This window comes from Nocardioides abyssi (assembly GCF_030412915.1).
Classification (GTDB): domain Bacteria; phylum Actinomycetota; class Actinomycetes; order Propionibacteriales; family Nocardioidaceae; genus Nocardioides; species Nocardioides abyssi.
The window spans coordinates 549,953-566,522 of the sequence record NZ_JAUHJR010000002.1 but is presented as its reverse complement, the minus strand read 5'-3'; the positions used below and the strand labels follow the sequence as shown (position 1 = coordinate 566,522).

The following is a 16,570-nucleotide window of genomic DNA, read 5'->3' as shown; positions in this document are numbered from 1 at the left end:
CTGCAGCGTGCCTACACCGTCGGGAACGGGCCGACAGAGCAGGGAACAGCGCGTTACATGCGAGCCGCCGGGTCAGCCGCGGACGCGGACGACCGACTTGCCGAGGGTCTTGCGGGCGTCCATGTCGAGGAGCGCCTGGGAGAAGTCGGCCAGGTCGTAGGTCGCACCGATCGGGGGCTTGACGACGCCGGAGGTCATCATCGGGACGAGCCGCTCCCACTGCTGGGCCATGAAGCCCTCGCGGACCATCGCGTAGGCGCCCCAGCCGACGCCGCGGACGTCGATGTTGTTGAGCAGCAGCCGGTTGACCTTGACCTGCGGGATGCCCTGGCCGGCCGCGAAGCCGACGACCATCAGCCGCCCCTGCGGCGCGAGCGAGCGCAGCGAGTCGGTGAACAGGTCGCCGCCCACCACGTCGACGACGACGTCGACGCCGACCCCGCCGGTGAGCTCCTTGACGGCGTCCTTGAACCCGTCGACCAGGACGGCCTCGTCGGCACCGGCGTCGCGGGCGACCTGCGCCTTCTCCTCGGTGGAGACGACGGCGATCGTCCGCGCGCCCATGCCCTTCGCGACCTGGATGGTCGCGGTGCCGACGCCGCCCGCGGCGCCGTGGACCAGCACGGTCTCGCCCTCGCTCAGGCCGGCGCGGTCGTGCAGGGTGAAGTCGGCGGTCAGGTAGTTCATCGGCAGCGCTGCGCCCTCGTCGTACGACACCTCGTCGGGCAGCGCGAAGACGAACCCGGCCGGGTTGGCGACGAGCTCCGAGGCCCCGCCCCAGCCACCGACGCCGGCGACGCGCTGGCCCGGCTCGAAGCCCGGCCCGGAGACGACGGTGCCGGCGAAGTCGACGCCGAGGGTGAACGGCGGCTCGGGCTTCATCTGGTACTCCCCGCGGCTCAGCAGCAGGTCGGGAAAGGACACGCCCACGCTGTGGACCTCGACGAGCACGTCGCCCGGGCCGGGCGTCGGCTCGTCGACCTCCTCGACACGGACGTCGGCGGGACCGGTGGTGGCGAGGACTCTGGCTGCACGCATGAGGGGAGGTTACCGAGCGTCCGCTCGGTCCTCCAGGAGGACGTCCACGCCGACCTGCACCTCGCCGCCGCCGATCACGTCGACCACCACGCCCGCGCAGCCGCCGTTGACCCGGGTGACCTCGGCGAGCACGTCGGCGCCGACCATCACGCACCGCGGCATCGGCCCCCGCACGCGCAGCACCGCCCCGCCGACGCGCACCTCGCGCCCGACCCAGCCGTCCTCGGCGAAGGCGGCCAGCCCCGGCGCGTCGACCACGAGGTTCGCCCGCAGCGTCGGCCCGTCGGTGCCGAGGCGGGCCAGGGTCGCGGTGGTGACCAGGTGGAGCGGCCCCTCGTCGTGGTGCGCGACGTCGGCCTCCCGCGCGAGGGCGACCGGCCGGCCGACGTACGCCGTCAGGGCCGCGTCGAGGTCGGCGTCCGGACCGCGCCACGACCGGCCGTCGGGGAACGAGACCACCGGCACCACCCCGTCGTACGCCGCGTGGAGCTCGAGCAGGCCGGCCATCCGCCGGAAGCGGCGGGTCGACTTGCCGCTGCCGAGCTTCCCGTCGGGCTCGCGCAGCGCCCACAGCCGGTCCCCGTCGAGGCCCCGGGGGCCCACGTCGGCCCGGTCGAGCGACTCGCCGTGGAGGGACTTGACCGGGTACCGGTGGACCGCGACGACCCGCACGTGCCGACCGTAGCCGGGTTTCCGCCCGCCCGCCGCGGGGAGGGTGGGGTGACCGCCTGTGCTGTCCGAGGAGCTCGTCCATGGGGACCACCATCCGTTCGCTGCCTGCCCTGCTGGCGCTCGTCGCCCTGCTGCTGGCCCCGGCGCCGGCGACCACCGCAGCACCCGCGCCCGCCGCCGCTGGCGCTGCGGCTCCGGCTGCCGCTGCTGACGACGAGGAGGACCTCGGCCAGCTGCTGCTCATGCTCGACGCGTCCGGCTCGATGAAGGAGCCCGACCCGTCGGGCACCACCAAGATGGTCGCCGCCAAGCGGGCCCTCACCTCGGTGGTCGACACGCTGCCGGAGGACGCCACCGTGGGCCTGCGCGTCTACGGCGACCGCTCCGACTCCTGCCGCGACTCCCGCCTCGTCGCACCGCTGACCACCCTCGACCGGCCGGCCCTGCGCTCCGCGATCGAGCGGACCAGGCCGACCGGCGAGACCCCCATCGCCTACTCCCTGAAGCAGGCGGTCGAGGACCTCGGCCCCGAGGGGCGGCGCACCATCGTGCTGGTCTCCGACGGCGAGGAGACCTGCGCGCCCGACCCGTGCAAGGCCGTCCGCGCCCTCGTCGGCTCCGGCGTCGACCTGCGCATCGACACCGTCGGCTTCGGCGTCGGGGCCCCGGCCCGCAGCCAGCTGCAGTGCATCGCCGACGCCGGCGGCGGCACCTACTACGACGCCGCGGACGCCGAGGCGCTCACCGCGTCGCTCGCGAAGCTCTCCCAGCGCGCCACCCGGCCCTTCACCGTCACCGGCGAGCCCGTCGAGGCCACCGAGCTGCCCGAGGAGGCGCCGGTGCTGGAGCCGGGTCAGTACACCGACCGCTTCGCCACCGGCTCCCCCGTCCGCTACTACCGCCTCGCCCGCCAGCCGGGCTCCACGGTCCGGCTCTCGATGACCTCGCGCCCGCTCGCGACCGCCGGCAGCTTCGACGTGGAGGACGTCGACGTCACCGTCACCACCGAGTCCGGCGAGTCCTGCCAGACGGGCACCGCGACCCGCTTCGACCCCGTCGGGCTCGGGCAGGTGCTCGTGCTCACCGTGCAGGTGCCGGGCGCCACCCCCGAGGCGCTCGAGGCGGCCCGTGCCTCGGCCAGCGCCGAGGCGAGCCCGCCGCCCACCGACGCGACCCCGGAGGAGACGCCGACGTCCACCGAGAAACCGGTCGAACCCGCCGACGCGTGCGCGACCGCCGAGGAGCTGCTCGTGGGCGTGACCCGCACCCAGGGCGGCGCGCGTCCCGTGCCGTTCGAGGTGGTCTACCTCGAGGAGCCGGTCGTGACCGACCGGGCCGACCTGCCGCCCCAGCTGACCGGCGTACCGCCCGAGCCCACGCCCGTCCCCGCCGAGGGGAAGGGGACGCGCGTGGTCGGCGGCGGCGGGTTCTCCGACGCGCTGGAGCTCGAGGACGGCACCTACCGCGAGACGCTGCTCCCCGGCGAGCAGATCTTCTACCGGCTGCCCGTCGACTGGGGGCAGGTCGCGACCGTGACCCTCGACGTCCCCGCGCCGGGCCAGGCGCTCGCGCTGTCGCCGACCACCTACATCAACGTCCAGGCCGACCTGTTCACCCCCGACCGGGTGCGGGTGGGCAACTACGCCGCCATCCCGGCGATCAGCGACTACAACCGCGCGACCCAGACGACCCGGACCATCCCCGAGGTGCGCTACCGCAACCGCGAGGCCGAGCCGACCAACGACCCCGGCTGGACCTACGCCGAGCTGCGGGCCTCCGCGCTCGCCGGCGACCACTACCTCGCGCTGTCCCGCGAGCAGGCCGAGCCGGGCACCCCGGAGGCGCAGCCCCTCGACATCCGGTTCCGCGTCGCCGTCACCGGCGAGCCGACCGGCGCCCCGTCGTACGACGGCGCCGACCCGACCGCGGAGGAGTCGCCCGCGGCCGAGGACACCTCCGCCCCGGACTCGTCCGCGGCCGACGGGTCGGACGGGTCCGACGCGGACGCCGACGACGGCTCGGGGTCGGCGCTGCCGTGGATCCTGGGCGGCGTGGGGCTCGTGGTCGTGCTGGCCGTGGCCGCCTTCGCGCTGGTGCGCCGCCGGACCTGAGGTCGCGTCAGCCCGCCCGGCGCCAGGCCGGGTCGCCCCCGCCGGCGGCCGCCCGGCACACCACGTCGACACCCGTCAGCGTGGTCTCGGCGAGCCCCAGCTCGGCGGTCTCGCACGGCTGGCCGACCCGGGTGACCACCCGGCCGACCTCGACCGACCCCGACGACGGCGCGGCCGGGGTGGACGGCGTGGACGGCGTGCCCGTCGCCGGCTCGGACGGCGACGGTGCGGACGAGGCGGCGGGCGAGGCGGAGGGCCGCGGCTCGGCGTCCTCCTGGACGACCGGCTGGTCCCAGGGCCGCCACAGGGCGAGCACCAGCGCGACGGCGGCGCCGGCGACGAGCGCGGTCAGCAGCGCGACGAGCACCGCCGGCCGGCCACGCCGGGCGGGCAGCTGACGGACCCGCGTGGGCTCCGGGGTGGTCGACCGCTCCGCGGCGCGGGTCGCAGGGCCGAGGGGCGGGGTGACGGCGTCGAGGCGGACCTCCCCGAGCGCGTCGGGGTGCCAGGTGAGGGCGGGGTGCCGCAGCCGGTCCAGCGCCTCGGCGGCGGTCGGCCGGGCCCCGGGGTCGGCGCGGAGCAGGTCGGCGAGAAGGGCCCAGAGCGGCTCGGGCACGCGGTCCGGACGCGCCGGGAGCACGGCCGGGACGGCCGAGGGGGCGCCGGTGAGCAGGTGCAGGGCGACCTGCCCGGCGGCGTACAGGTCCGCGGAGGCGGCCGGGCCGGCGCCGCCCGCGGCCTCGGGGGCGAGGTAGCCCGGCGTGCCGACGACCGCGCCGGTCTCGGTCAGCCGCGGCCCGGCGAGGTCGACCGCGACCCCGAAGTCGGAGAGCAGCAGGTGGGGGCGGTCGGCCCCGGTCGGGCGGAGCAGGAGGTTGGCCGGCTTGACGTCGCGGTGCACCACGCCGGCGTCGTGGACCGCGCCGAGCCCGGCGAGCAGCTGGCGCAGCAGCTCGGCGACGAGCAGCGGCGGCAGCGGTCCGTGGCGGCGTACGACGTCCTCGAGCGACCCGCCCTCGACGACCGGCATCGTGAACAGCACCAGGTCGTCCTCGCCGGCCCAGCCCAGCGGGGTGAGCACGTGCGGGTGCTCGACGCGGGTGGCCTGCTCGCGCACGAACCGCAGCAGCGAGGCCGCGTCGGTCTGGCGCAGCACCTTCGCCGCGACCACCCGCTGCTGGCGCTCGTCGACCACGCGCCAGACCGTGCCCATCCCGCCCTCGCCGAGCAGGTCGAGCAGCCGGTAGCGGCCCGCGAACACGGTCGTCGGCGCCGGCTCCATGCCGGGCAGGCTAGACGAGGGGTGGCCGGGCGCGGCCCGGTCCGGGGCGTCGACGGCCCCCAGAAGGCGACCAGCCCGAGAAGACGACGGCCGAGGAGCGCTCAGGTCCGCGGCTCGACGATGGCGACCATCTCGAAGTGCATGGGGTCGGTGTAGCGCCAGTCGCCGCCCCAGCCGAAGCCCCACTTCTTGAAGATCGCGACGACCGTGCGGTCCATCTCGCCGACGGTGCCCCGCAGGTTGCCGGGGACGTTGAAGTCGAGGGCGAGCCCGAAGGAGTGGTTGGACAGCTTGGTGGAGCCGGCGATGAAGCGCGGGTAGTAGCAGCCGGCGTACTCACCCGGGTTGATCTCGGCCGCGAGGCCGCGGTCGACGACCTCCTGGAGCGCGGCGCGCAGCTGCGGGAAGATCGCCTTGTTGCAGGTCACCGAGCCGAGGATCGGCACCGGCTCGGTGCGGATGTGCTCGGTGACCCACGCGGGGTCCGGCGCGATCCGGCCGCCGCCGAGCACGGTGTAGTTGAAGGTGCCGACGGCATCGGCGACGCTGCCGACGAGGAACGCCGTCTGCTGCACGCTCGTGTCGAGGTCGGGGCCGAGGATCTGCACCGAGGCGTCCGTGCCGGCGATCCGCTGGATCGGCTTGCGCAGCGCCTGCGGGGCGGTGATGTCGGTGGAGACGAGCAGGGCGTTGCCCGGCTTCATCCCGAGCGCGTCGCGCCACTTCTCGTTGACGACGGCGTCGACCTGGGGCACCTGCGCGACGTACGCCCCGACGTGCGCCTTGGGCGCCGCGGTCGCGTTGCCGAGGGAGAGGAAGCCCTGGTCGTCCATGGGGATCTTCTTCCTCATCCCCGGCAGCACCGCGATCTCGCCGGCCGCGACCCGCTTCCACGCCTCGAGCAGGCGGGCGCTGGCGAGGTCGGGCACGAAGCGGCGGTACGTCGCCGGGTCGACGGCCGCGAGGTTGATGACCTTGTCCTCGACCGGCACCTGCGCCATCGCCATCGGTTCGACCGCGTCGACGCCCTCCAGCCCGGAGATCCGCTCCACCATGTCGTCGCTGAGCGAGTCCTGGCTGTAGACGAGCATGTCGGGGCCCTCCAGCGTGCTGCCGCGCAGCGGGCCGGGCGGCTCGACGGCGAAGTCGCCGACCGGCTTCCCGGTGCTGGCCGACCCTGACGCGGAGGCCGACGACGCGGACCCGGAGGGAGACGTCGAGGAGGTGGGCGACCCGGCGGCCGGGGTGGTCCCGGGGTCGGGCGAGGCCGAACCGCCGCAGCCCGCGAGCGCGGCGGAGGCCAGCAGCACGACGGCCGCCACCAGCGGCGTCCGGGCACGCGTCGGTCCCACAGGTCCTCCTCCCCGAGCTCCCGCGTCCAGGGTAGGCGCGACCCGCAACGCCCGCCGGCGAACCCCGACGGTCCCGGGCGTCACTGCTCGAGCACGTCGGGGCGCACGGCGAACCACGAGACCGCGCCGCCCAGCACGAGCAGGGCGGCGCAGGCCACCATCGCGGAGCGGTACGCCGCGTCGAGGGCCAGCGGGTCGGCGTACTGGTCGCCGCCGAGCCCGACCGCCACCGGCAGCGCCGCGACCGCGAGGAGCGACCCGGCCCGGGCGACGGCGTTGTTGACCCCGCTCGCGAGGCCGGCCTGCTCGTCGGGGGCGGCCGCCAGCACGGTCGCGGTCAGCGGGGCGACCATCAGCGCGAGGCCGAGGCCGAAGACGGTCAGCCCCGGGAGCACGTCGCGCACGTAGACGACGTCCTGGCCGACCGCGAGGAGCAGCAGCACGCCGCCGGCCATCACGACCGGCCCGACGCTCATCGGCACCCGCGGCCCGATCCGCGCGCCGAGCGCGCCGCCGCGGGCGGCGAGCAGCAGCATGCAGACGGTGACGGGGAGGGTCGCGGTGCCGGCGGCCAGCGCGGCGTACCCACCGACGGTCTGCAGCTGGAGGACGAGGAAGAACATCACCGCGCCGAGAGCGGCGTAGACGAGCAGCGTCATCGCGTTGGCGGCGCTGAACGTGCGGTCGGTGAACAGGCCCGGGTCGAGCATCGGGTCGGCGCGGCGCCGCTCGACGACCACGAAGGCGACGAGCGCGAGGACGGCCACGACCGCCGAGGGGAGGGCGAGGGCGTCGCCCCACTGGATGAGCGCGTAGGTCGTGCCGGCCAGGCCGAGGGTCGCCAGGGTGGCGCCGGCGAGGTCGAGGCGGCCGGCCTCGCGCGGGTCGCGGGTCTCGGGGACCGCCCGGAGCGCGACGGCCACCGTCACCGCCGCGAGCGGGAGGTTGACCAGGAAGATCCAGCGCCAGCTCGCGTGGTCGATGAGCACCCCACCGACGAACGGGCCGACTGCGGTAGCGATCCCGCCCAGGCCCGACCACGCGCCGATCGCCCGGGGCCGGTCCTCGGCGACGAACGCGCCCTGGATCATCGCCAGCGAGCCGGGGGTGAGCAACGCGCCGCCGACGCCCTGGAGCACGCGGGCGGCGATGAGCGTCTCAGCGGTCGGCGCCAGCCCGCAGGCCAGCGACGCGAGCGCGAACCAGACCGTGCCGACCACGAAGACCCGGCGCCTGCCGAACCGGTCGCCCAGCGACCCCCCGAGCAGGATCAGGCTGGCCAGGGACAGCAGGTAGCCGTTGGTGACCCACTGCAGCTGGGCGAGCGAGGCGTCGAGGTCCGCGCCGATCCGGACCAGCGCGACGTTGACGACCGTCCCGTCGAGCAGGGTCATCCCCGACCCGAGCGTCGCGGCCGCGATGACCGCGCGGCCAGTGGGCGTGCCGAGCCGGACCGCCGCCGGTCCGACCATCAGGCCGGGACGCGCAGCACGCGCTCGACGAGCCAGGCCAGGCGGTCGGCGGTGTCGGCCGGGCTGCCGGAGGGCTGCATCACGTGGCTGAGCACCACCCGCACGACCATGTCGATGGCGGCGTCGACCTGGTCGGCGGCCAGCCCGACGTCGTACGGCGCCACCCGCTCGGCGACGACCGCGTGGGCGGTCGCGAGCAGGTTGTCGGCCTGGGTGGTCAGCAGCGGCAGCAGCTCGGTGTCGGCGCCGTGGGTCGCGCTCACGACGGCGTGCAGCAGGGGGTTGTCCTGGGCCACCTCGAGCACGGCCCGGGTCGCCTCGCGGATCCCGGCGACCAGGTCGTCGGGATGGGCGTCGAAGGAGACGGTCACGACGCCGAGGAAGCGCTCGAGCTCGCGGGCGACCATCGCCTCGGCGAGGCCGGCCTTGGTGCCCATCTCGTTGTAGACGGTCTGCCGGCTGACCCCGACCTCGTCGGCCAGCCGCACCATCGTCACCCGCGCCCAGCCGAGCTCGATGGTCATCCGCACCGCCGCGTCGACCACCCGGTCGCGCGTCGTGGTCGGCGCTGCGCCCGGGGAGCTCGTCATGGCTCCAGTCTAGGAACCGGGGTGGGCGGGCAGGCCGCGAACCGGCGCCCTGACGGCGGGGGGGACCACCGGGCGCCGGCCCGCGACCAGGCATGGGTGCCCTCTCGGGCGCGGGTCATACCGGGTCGAGCGCGAGCGCGAGCACCGGGCAGGCCTCGACCGCGGCGTGCACCCGGCCGCGGTCGGCCTCGGCGGGCGTCTCCTCCAGCACCGTCATCACCTCGTCGTCGTCGAGCTCGAAGTAGTCCGAGGCCATCGCCTCGCACATGCCGAGCCCCTCGCAGCGGTCGCGGTCGACGCGGATCCGCACCGGGCCGGTCGGCGCGCCCATCAGGCGTCCGCCCGGGCCAGCGGGACGAAGTCGACCTTCTCGCGCACCCCGCAGTCGGGGCAGCACCAGTCGTCGGGGATGTCGGCCCACGCCGTGCCGGCCGCGAACCCCTCGTGCTCGTCGCCGGCCTCGACGTCGTAGACGTACTCGCAGCTCGGGCAGCGGGCCGCGAGCACCTCCTCGACCGCGCCCGGGGTGGCGTCGGCGCGCTCGGCGGCGGTGGGCTCCACGACCGGGGTGGGGTACGCCGCCAGGACGGCGTCCCGCTTGCCGGGCTGGATGTTCGCGCGGCTCATGTCGCCGCCGAAGTGGCCGTGCACGCGGGGGTCCATCACCCGCCGCCACAGGGGCGGGAACAGCGCGAGCACGATCATGCCGGCGTACCCCGTGGGCAGCACCGGGGACTCCTCGAAGTCGCGGAGCGTCTGGTAGCGGCGGGTGGGGTTCGCGTGGTGGTCGCTGTGGCGCTGCAGGTGGTAGAGCAGCACGTTGGTGGCGATGTTGTTGGAGTTCCACGAGTGCGAGGGGTCGACCCGCTCGTAGCGCTGCCGCTCGCCGACGCCGACCTTCTGGCGCAGCATCCCGTAGTGCTCCATGTAGTTGACGACCTCGAGCAGCGAGAAGCCGATGACCGCCTGCAGCACGAGGTAGGGCAGCACGACCGGGCCGAGCCACACCACGACCGCGGCCCACAGCACCGCGGACATCACCCAGGCGTTGAGCACGTCGTTGCCGAGGCGGAAGGGGTGCTGCTGCTTGCGGGCGTAGCGGCGCTTCTCCAGGTTCCACGCCGAGCGGAGCGAGCCGCCGACCGTGCGCGGCCAGAAGCGGTAGAAGCTCTCGCCGACGCGGGAGGACGCCGGGTCCTCTGGGGTGGCGACGCGGACGTGGTGGCCGCGGTTGTGCTCGATGTAGAAGTGGCCGTAGAAGCTCTGCGCCAGCGCGATCTTGGACAGCCAGCGCTCGTGGCTCTCCTTCTTGTGGCCCAGCTCGTGGGCGGTGTTGATCCCGATGCCGCCGATGCAGCCGATCGAGACCGCCAGGCCCACGGCCTCCCAGACGGCCAGGTCACCGCCGCCACGGCCGACGCCGGAGAGGGGGTCGCCCGCGGCGATGAGGTACATCGCGCCGAGGAAACCGGCGTACTGCACCGGCAGGAAGAGGTAGGTGATCCACCGGTAGTAGCGGTCCTCCTCGAGCGCCTCGATCACGTCGTCGGGCGGGTTGGAGCGATCCAGGCCGGCGACCAGGTCGATCGCGGGGACGACCACGAGGATCACGACCGGGCCGAGCCAGAAGAAGCCGCCGAAGCCCGTCAGCTTCCACCCGGCGTACGCGAGGAACGCCAGGGACGGCACCACCAGGCCGATCAGCCACAGGTAGCGCTTCTTGTCGGTCCACTGCTCGGTCGAGCCCTCGGGGACGGTGCTGTGCGGGATCGCGGTCATCGTCGTGCCTCCTGCCGATGCGGTTGACAGAACCGTACGGTCTGTCAACCTCCTTGACAAGAGGTACGCCGATGTAAACCTTCTCGGCCGCCGTCCGGCGTGGGGTCAGGCGTTCTCGCGGCGGAACACCGCGGTCCCCCACCAGACCGCCAGCCCGAAGAGCAGCACGGTCCAGCCGACGCCCCAGCCCATCGTCGAGGCGTCGAAGTCGCCGAAGAACGCCCCGCGCACCGCGTCGACGACGTGGCGGATCGGCATGAAGTCCGCGAGCGTGTCGAGCCAGGCGGCGCCGAAGCTCATCGGCAGCAGGATCCCCGAGAGCAGCAGCACGGGCATCATCACCAGGTTGATGACCGGCGCCATCACGTCCTCGCTCTTGACCGTGAGCGCGAACGCGTTGGACGCCGCCGCGCACGCCCCGCCGAGCAGGATCGTCAGCACGACGCCGAGCAGGATGCCGCCGGGGTTCCACTCCATGCCCATGACCAGGCCGAGCCCGACGAGGATCAGCGCCTGGACGAGCAGCTGCAGCAGGTCGCGCCCCAGCCGGCCCATCAGCAGCGCGGACCGGCTCGCCGGGGTGACCCGCTCGGCCTCGATGACCCCCTCGCGCCACTCGCCGATCAGGCTGAAGCCGGCGAAGAACGCGCCGAAGATGCCGAGCTGGACGAGCATCCCGGGGACGAACCAGGTGTACTGGTTGACCCCGAGCTGGCCGATGACCGGCTCCAGCAGCGGCCCGAAGAGCAGCAGGTAGAGCACCGGCTGCAGCATGCCGATGATCACCCACGCCGGGTTGCGCAGGTTCATCCGCAGCTGGCGGTTGAAGACGATCGAGGTCTCGCGCAGGAAGGTGCTCATCGGGTGGCTCCCGTCGTGGTGGGGACGACCTGGTCCGGCGCGTCGCCGGGCGGCCCGTCGCCGTCCGGCGCGCCCGCCCCCGCGCCCGCCCCCTCGGTCGCGGCCTCGGCGTCGCGCAGCGAGCGACCGGTCAGGGTCAGGAAGACGTCGTCGAGGGTCGGCCGGGCGACCTCGATCGAGTCGAGGGCGACCCCGGAGGCGTCCAGGTCGCGCAGCAGGCCCGGCACGGCGCGGCCGGCGCGGGAGACCCGGCCGCGGACGTGGCGGCCCTCGACGGTGACGTCGGGGGCGAGCGAGCCGAGCTTGTCCCGGGCGACCGCGACGTGCTCGTCGGCGCTGACCTCGAGGTCGACCAGGTCGCCGGCGACCTGCGCCTTGAGGTTGTCGCTGGTGTCGCTGGCCACGATGCGGCCGCGGTCGATGATGATGATGCGGTCGGCGAGGGCGTCGGCCTCGTCGAGGTAGTGGGTCGTCAGGAACACCGTCGCGCCCTGGTCGGTGCGCAGGCCCGCGATGTGCTCCCACAGGTTGGCCCGCGCCTGCGGGTCCAGCCCCGTCGTCGGCTCGTCGAGGAAGACCAGCGACGGGGAGTGGATCAGCCCCATGACGATGTCGAGGCGGCGCTTCTGCCCGCCGGACATGTTCTTGGGCATCCGTCGCCACAGCCCGTCGAGCTGGAGCCGGTCGAAGAGCTCCTGGCCCTTCGCGACCGCGTCCTTGCGCGACATCCCGTAGAGCATCCCGTGGTCGACGACCTCGTCCCCGGCGTAGGCGCCGGAGAAGGTCGAGCCGACCTGGCTGCAGTAGCCGATGCTGCGCCGCACCTGCACGGGCTGCGTCGCCACGTCGTACCCCGCGACCGTCGCCGTGCCCGCCGTCGGCCGCAGCAGCGTGGTCAGCATCCGCAGGGTCGTGGTCTTGCCGGCGCCGTTGGGGCCGAGGAAGCCGACCACCTCGCCCTCGCTGACGTCGAGGTCGACGCCGTCGACGGCCTGCACCGCCGTCTTCTCCTTGCCACGGCCGGTGGAGAAGGTCTGCACGAGTCCTCGCGCATGGATCATCCGAGCTCCTTCGCTGGTCCGGTCGGTCCTGCCCCGGTCCGGGCAGTCTCCCGACCCGCGCCCGCCGCCGTCGAGGCGATTTCCTCCGGCGCTGTGCGCGCAGGGTGTCCGACCGCCCGGCGACGCCGGACTCATCGGTCAGGCGCGCCGCGATCCCGGCACGAGCAGCGGGGCGACCAGCTGTGCGAGCGCCGGGGCGCCCAGGCAGCGGAACGACACGACGTGGCGGGTGGTGCGCACCCGCAGGACCTTCTGCACCAGACCGGCGCCGACCTCGACGCCGGCGAGCTCCCGCACGGCCAGGTCGAGCATCGCCGTGCCGCGCCCGGAGCGGTGCGGGATGAAGGAGACGTGCAGCCGGGTCAGCGTCAGCCGGCCCGGCACCCAGGCGCCGCCCCACACCTCGTGGAACCGGTCGAGCGCCGCGTCCGCCTCTCCGCCCCCGGCGACACCGGTCGCCTCCACCAGCAACGTGGCGGAGCGCGAGGCGAGCACGCCGTACGACATGGCCCCCACCGTCCTCCTGCGCCGCGGGGGTGTCACGCCCGACCGGACCACCCGACCGGACCACCCGACCGGACCACCCGACCCGCCCACCCGCTCCGGACCCGCCCTACCGCTGCCGTGGTGGGATGGCCCGATGAGCAGCACCCCCACGACCACCTCGACCGACGCCGGCGCCCCGGTCGGCATCGACTTCGGCGGCACCGGCATCAAGGGCGCGCCGGTCGACCTCGCGGTCGGCGACTTCGCCGCCGAGCGGGTCCGTGTCCGCACGCCCCAGCCCTCGACCCCGGCGGTCGTGGCGGCGGTCTTCCGCGACCTGTTGGCCGCCTTCCCCGACGTGCAGGGCCCGGTCGGCGTCACGGTGCCGGGCATCGTCCGCCACGGCGTGATCGGCTCGGCCGCCAACATCGACCCCGCCTGGATCGGCACCGACGCCGACGCGCTCTTCACCGAGGCGACCGGCCGCGACGTGCACGTCGTCAACGACGCGGACGCCGCCGGCCTGGCCGAGGTGCGGTACGGCGCGGCGCGCGGCCGCCAGGGGCTGGTCATCGTCACCACCCTCGGCACCGGCATCGGCTCCGCGCTGGTCCACGACGGGCGGCTGGTCCCCAACAGCGAGCTCGGCCACCTCGAGCTCGACGGCCACGTGGCGGAGAAGCGGGCCGCCAACAGCGCCCGCGAGCGGGAGAAGCTGCCGATGGCGGCGTGGGCCGAGCGGCTCACGGCGTACTACCGCCACCTCGAGCGACTCTTCTCCCCCGACCTGTTCGTGGTCGGCGGCGGGGTGAGCAAGCGGTCCGAGGAGTTCCTGCCGCTGCTGCGCCTGGACACCGAGATCGTCCCCGCCACCCTGCGCAACAAGGCCGGCGTGGTCGGCGCCGCGCTGCACGCCACCGGCGGCTGACCCCCTCCCCTGCTGATCTCCGGCTCGTCCAGGGCTCGTCCAGGGCTCGTCCGGGGCTCCCAGGCCCTTCCCAGGCGGGGACCCCAGGGGGCACGATGCCGGGGACGGCCGCTCGCGGGGTCGGGCGAGGAGGTCTCCGATGGGACGCACGACGCTGGTCGTCGCACCGCTCCTGGTCCTGCTCGTGGTCGCCGGCGCGACCGGGGCCCGCCTGCTGCTGGCCGAGCCGGAGCGCGCGGACGCCTCGGGTGCGGTGACCTGCTGGGACGGCTCGAGCGCCTCACGCGTCGCCGACTGCAGCCGGCCCCGCGGCCTGGCCGGCCTGGCCTGGGTCTTCCCCTCCGCCGACCTCGACGACCCGGCCTGCCGCGGCGGCGAGCGCAGGGGCGGGGCGCGCTGGCGCTGCACGCTCACGGTCGGGGGCACCCCGGTGGAGGTGGTGTACGCCGGGGCGCGCGACGCCCGCAGCACCCTGCGGCGCGTCGAGCGGACCTACGCCGGTGGCGACCGCGCCGCGGCCCGCGCGGCCGACGGCACCGTCAACCGCTGGGTCTGGCGGCTCGCCGAGCCCGACGCGACCGGGTCGTGGGTGGTGACCTCGGTCTACCGGCAGCACCCGTGGTCGGTCACGGTCGCCGCCGGCACCCGGCGGGCCCGCGACCTGGCGCTGCGCACGCTCGTGGAGCAGCGCGACGCCGCCGAGGTGCGCGGCGCCCCGGCCGCCGGCTGAGCACCAGGTCCAGCACCAGGTCCAGCGCCGGGTCCAGCGGCGGGCCCGGCTGGGCTCAAGCCCCCCGGACGGCCGCGGCGACGGCCTTCGGCACGTCGGGGTGGAAGACGGTCGGGATGATGAACGAGGGGTTCAGCTCGTCGTCGCGCACGACGTGGGCGATCGCGTCGGCCGCGCGGAGCAGCATCTCGACGGTGATCTCCGAGGCGCGCGCGTCGAGCAGGCCGCGGAAGACCCCGGGGAACGCCAGCACGTTGTTGATCTGGTTGGGGTAGTCCGACCGGCCGCTGGCCACCACCGCGGCGTACTTGTCCGCCTCGACGGGGTCGACCTCCGGGTCGGGGTTGGCCAGCGCGAAGACGACCGGGTCGGTGGCCATGTCCTTGATCCACTCCGGCTGCAGGATGCGCGGGGCGCTCACCCCGATGAAGACGTCGGCTCCGGCGAGCACGGTGTGCAGGTCGCCGGTGGCGCGACGGGGGTTGGTGACCTCCGCGAGCTGGCGGTGGGCGCCGGCGAGGGTCTCGTCGTCGGCGCAGAGCGCGCCGGCGCGGTCGACGACGACGACGTCGCTGACGCCGGCGGCGAGCAGCAGGGTCACGATCGCGGTGCCGGCCGCGCCGCCGCCGGAGACGACGATGCGGACCTTCGACATCTCCTTCTTCACCACGCGCAGGGCGTTGGTGAGCGCGGCGAGCACGACGATCGCGGTGCCGTGCTGGTCGTCGTGGAAGACCGGGATGTCGAGGCTCGCGCGCAGGCGGCGCTCGATCTCGAAGCAGCGGGGCGCCGCGATGTCCTCGAGGTTGATGCCGCCGAAGCCGGGGGCGATCATCTCGACCGCGCGGACGATCTCGTCGGTGTCCTGGGTGTCCAGGCAGATCGGCCAGGCGTCGATGTCGGCGAACCGCTTGAACAGCGCCGCCTTGCCCTCCATCACCGGCAGCGCCGCGCCGGGGCCGATGTTGCCCAGCCCGAGCACGGCCGAGCCGTCGGTGACGACCGCCACGGTGTTGCCCTTGGTCGTCAGGCGCCAGACGTCCTCGGGGTGCTCGGCGATCGCGCTGCTGACCCGGCCGACGCCCGGCGTGTAGGCCATCGAGAGGTCGTCGCGGTTGCGCATCGGGACCTTGGAGGTGACCTCGATCTTGCCGCCGAGGTGGAGCAGGAAGGTGCGGTCGCTGGTCTTGTGGACCGTGACGCCGTCGATCTCGTCGACGGCCTGCTCGAGGACCTTGGCGTGGTCGGCGTCGCTGGCCGAGCAGGTCACGTCGACGACGAGCCGCTCGTGGCTGGACTCCGAGACGTCCATCGCGGTCACGATGCCGCCGGCCTGGCTGATGGTCGTGGCCACCGCACCCACGACCCCGTGGTCCGGGGCGGTGTGCAGCCGCATGGTGATGGAGTACGACGAGGTGGTGGCGGCTGATCGGTTGGTCACCGGCCCACTCTCCGCGCGTGCAGTGGTTACCGGCAAGTCACCTGGGGCCGATCGGGTGTGAGGTTCGTCGGCCTCCTCCCGACGCCGCTGCGCACGCGGTTACCGCCTCGTGACGGCGGTCACATTTCTGCACTTCTTGCACGCGCGTGCAACACTGCACTCCGTGACTGGAAGTGCAACCGAGCTCTCGCGCCGCGACGCCAAGCGCCGCGACACCGAGGACCGCATCTCCGACTCCGCCCAGCGGCTCGTGGAGCAGCACGGGCTCGACGGCTTCACCATGGAGGACCTCGCCGCCGCGGCGGACGTCTCCCGCCGCACCCTGTTCAACTACTTCCCGAGCAAGCTCGACGCCGTCCTCGGCAACGTCCCCGAGATCCCCGCGGACGTGCGCGCCGCCTTCGTCGCCGGCGGCCCCCACGGCGTGCTCGTCGACGACCTCGCCGTGCTCGCCCGGTCGATCCTGGACAGCCACCGGGTCCACCGCGACCAGGTGCGCCGCCTCCAGCACATCCTGCAGGTGACCCCGCGGCTGCTCATCGCCGTGCACGCCCGCTTCGAGGAGGTCTGCGCCGACATCGCCGCGCTCGTCGCCCAGCGTGATCCCTGCCTCGGCGGCGTGCGCGCACGCTTGCTCGTCCGGCTCCTGGTCACCGTCTTCGACAGCGTCATGGCGGCGTACGCCGACGGCGACGACCGCCCGCTCGCCGACCAGTTCGACGAGCACCTCGCCGCCGCCCGGCTGCTCCTGTCCTAGCGGACCACCG

16 protein-coding genes are annotated in these 16,570 nt (G+C 74.5%); 4 read left to right on the top strand and 12 right to left on the bottom strand.

The genetic code is table 11. The features are described 5' to 3' along the window. Positions 1-72: 72 nt before the first annotated feature. Entirely contained in the window at positions 73-1,038 is a 966-nt protein-coding gene (locus tag QWY29_RS07795) for an NADPH:quinone oxidoreductase family protein (protein ID WP_300960149.1), read from the bottom strand. Positions 1,039-1,047: 9 nt separating this feature from the next. After that, positions 1,048-1,710, bottom strand: a complete 663-nt coding sequence (locus QWY29_RS07790; protein ID WP_300960148.1) for an MOSC domain-containing protein — start codon at positions 1,708-1,710, stop codon at positions 1,048-1,050. An 80-nt stretch (positions 1,711-1,790) separates the two neighbouring features. Between QWY29_RS07790 and QWY29_RS07785 the strand changes: the two genes are divergently transcribed. After that, complete coding sequence (locus QWY29_RS07785; RefSeq protein ID WP_300960147.1) at positions 1,791-3,821, top strand: vWA domain-containing protein; 2,031 nt, start codon at positions 1,791-1,793, stop codon at positions 3,819-3,821. A 7-nt stretch (positions 3,822-3,828) separates the two neighbouring features. Here QWY29_RS07785 and QWY29_RS07780 read toward each other — a convergent pair whose 3' ends face one another. From QWY29_RS07780 to QWY29_RS07740, 9 genes are all read right to left on the bottom strand, one after another. After that, positions 3,829-5,103, bottom strand: coding sequence for a serine/threonine-protein kinase (locus QWY29_RS07780; RefSeq protein ID WP_300960146.1), 1,275 nt, complete (start codon positions 5,101-5,103; stop codon positions 3,829-3,831). Between the two features lie 101 nt (positions 5,104-5,204). Next, positions 5,205-6,455, bottom strand: a complete 1,251-nt coding sequence (locus tag QWY29_RS07775) for a M15 family metallopeptidase (protein ID WP_300960145.1) — start codon at positions 6,453-6,455, stop codon at positions 5,205-5,207. Between the two features lie 80 nt (positions 6,456-6,535). Continuing rightward, the gene (locus QWY29_RS07770; RefSeq protein WP_300960144.1) at positions 6,536-7,927 is read right to left on the bottom strand and encodes an MFS transporter; all 1,392 of its coding nucleotides are present in this window, start codon (positions 7,925-7,927) and stop codon (positions 6,536-6,538) included. Further along, the gene (locus QWY29_RS07765; RefSeq protein ID WP_300960143.1) at positions 7,927-8,517 is read right to left on the bottom strand and encodes a TetR/AcrR family transcriptional regulator; all 591 of its coding nucleotides are present in this window, start codon (positions 8,515-8,517) and stop codon (positions 7,927-7,929) included. Before QWY29_RS07765 ends, QWY29_RS07770 begins: the two co-directional genes overlap by 1 nt. Before the next feature lie 115 nt (positions 8,518-8,632). Beyond that, complete coding sequence (locus tag QWY29_RS07760) at positions 8,633-8,848, bottom strand: ferredoxin (RefSeq protein WP_300960142.1); 216 nt, start codon at positions 8,846-8,848, stop codon at positions 8,633-8,635. Further along, positions 8,848-10,296, bottom strand: coding sequence for a fatty acid desaturase (locus tag QWY29_RS21055; protein ID WP_300960141.1), 1,449 nt, complete (start codon positions 10,294-10,296; stop codon positions 8,848-8,850). Before QWY29_RS21055 ends, QWY29_RS07760 begins: the two co-directional genes overlap by 1 nt. 105 nt (positions 10,297-10,401) lie before the next feature. After that, positions 10,402-11,157, bottom strand: coding sequence for an ABC transporter permease (locus tag QWY29_RS07750; protein ID WP_300960140.1), 756 nt, complete (start codon positions 11,155-11,157; stop codon positions 10,402-10,404). Next, positions 11,154-12,218: an ATP-binding cassette domain-containing protein gene (locus QWY29_RS07745; protein ID WP_300960139.1), complete on the bottom strand. Its 1,065-nt coding sequence runs from the start codon at positions 12,216-12,218 to the stop codon at positions 11,154-11,156. The genes QWY29_RS07750 and QWY29_RS07745 overlap by 4 nt, the downstream gene beginning before the upstream one ends. A 138-nt stretch (positions 12,219-12,356) precedes the next feature. Next, entirely contained in the window at positions 12,357-12,725 is a 369-nt protein-coding gene (locus tag QWY29_RS07740; RefSeq protein WP_300960138.1) for a hypothetical protein, read from the bottom strand. 133 nt (positions 12,726-12,858) lie between these two features. Between QWY29_RS07740 and ppgK the strand changes: the two genes are divergently transcribed. Both ppgK and QWY29_RS07730 read left to right on the top strand, forming a co-directional pair. Next, positions 12,859-13,632 (top strand): polyphosphate--glucose phosphotransferase, encoded by a 774-nt coding sequence (gene ppgK, locus QWY29_RS07735; RefSeq protein WP_300960137.1) that lies wholly within the window; start codon positions 12,859-12,861, stop codon positions 13,630-13,632. A gap of 139 nt (positions 13,633-13,771) precedes the next feature. Then, positions 13,772-14,362, top strand: coding sequence for a hypothetical protein (locus QWY29_RS07730; protein WP_300960136.1), 591 nt, complete (start codon positions 13,772-13,774; stop codon positions 14,360-14,362). Between the two features lie 55 nt (positions 14,363-14,417). Here QWY29_RS07730 and QWY29_RS07725 read toward each other — a convergent pair whose 3' ends face one another. Further along, positions 14,418-15,758, bottom strand: coding sequence for an NAD-dependent malic enzyme (locus tag QWY29_RS07725; protein WP_300960396.1), 1,341 nt, complete (start codon positions 15,756-15,758; stop codon positions 14,418-14,420). 208 nt (positions 15,759-15,966) lie between these two features. Between QWY29_RS07725 and QWY29_RS07720 the strand changes: the two genes are divergently transcribed. Further along, positions 15,967-16,560 carry a TetR/AcrR family transcriptional regulator gene (locus QWY29_RS07720; protein WP_300960135.1) on the top strand — a complete coding sequence of 198 codons (594 nt, stop codon included), beginning with the start codon at positions 15,967-15,969 and terminating at the stop codon, positions 16,558-16,560. Positions 16,561-16,570: the final 10 nt, after the last annotated feature.

Bases quoted from the DNA above. Each gene is read 5' to 3' on its own strand.
- QWY29_RS07780 (WP_300960146.1), bottom strand. From the start codon at position 5,103: ATGGAGCCGGCGCCGACGACCGTGTTCGCGGGCCGCTACCGGCTGCTC.
- QWY29_RS07795 (WP_300960149.1), bottom strand. From the start codon at position 1,038: ATGCGTGCAGCCAGAGTCCTCGCCACCACCGGTCCCGCCGACGTCCGT.
- QWY29_RS21055 (WP_300960141.1), bottom strand. From the start codon at position 10,296: ATGACCGCGATCCCGCACAGCACCGTCCCCGAGGGCTCGACCGAGCAG.
- QWY29_RS07785 (WP_300960147.1), top strand. From the start codon at position 1,791: ATGGGGACCACCATCCGTTCGCTGCCTGCCCTGCTGGCGCTCGTCGCC.
- QWY29_RS07725 (WP_300960396.1), bottom strand. From the start codon at position 15,758: ATGCGGCTGCACACCGCCCCGGACCACGGGGTCGTGGGTGCGGTGGCC.
- QWY29_RS07760 (WP_300960142.1), bottom strand. From the start codon at position 8,848: ATGGGCGCGCCGACCGGCCCGGTGCGGATCCGCGTCGACCGCGACCGC.
- QWY29_RS07750 (WP_300960140.1), bottom strand. From the start codon at position 11,157: ATGAGCACCTTCCTGCGCGAGACCTCGATCGTCTTCAACCGCCAGCTG.
- QWY29_RS07770 (WP_300960144.1), bottom strand. From the start codon at position 7,927: ATGGTCGGACCGGCGGCGGTCCGGCTCGGCACGCCCACTGGCCGCGCG.
- QWY29_RS07765 (WP_300960143.1), bottom strand. From the start codon at position 8,517: ATGACGAGCTCCCCGGGCGCAGCGCCGACCACGACGCGCGACCGGGTG.
- QWY29_RS07745 (WP_300960139.1), bottom strand. From the start codon at position 12,218: ATGATCCATGCGCGAGGACTCGTGCAGACCTTCTCCACCGGCCGTGGC.
- QWY29_RS07730 (WP_300960136.1), top strand. From the start codon at position 13,772: ATGGGACGCACGACGCTGGTCGTCGCACCGCTCCTGGTCCTGCTCGTG.
- QWY29_RS07740 (WP_300960138.1), bottom strand. From the start codon at position 12,725: ATGTCGTACGGCGTGCTCGCCTCGCGCTCCGCCACGTTGCTGGTGGAG.
- ppgK (WP_300960137.1), top strand. From the start codon at position 12,859: ATGAGCAGCACCCCCACGACCACCTCGACCGACGCCGGCGCCCCGGTC.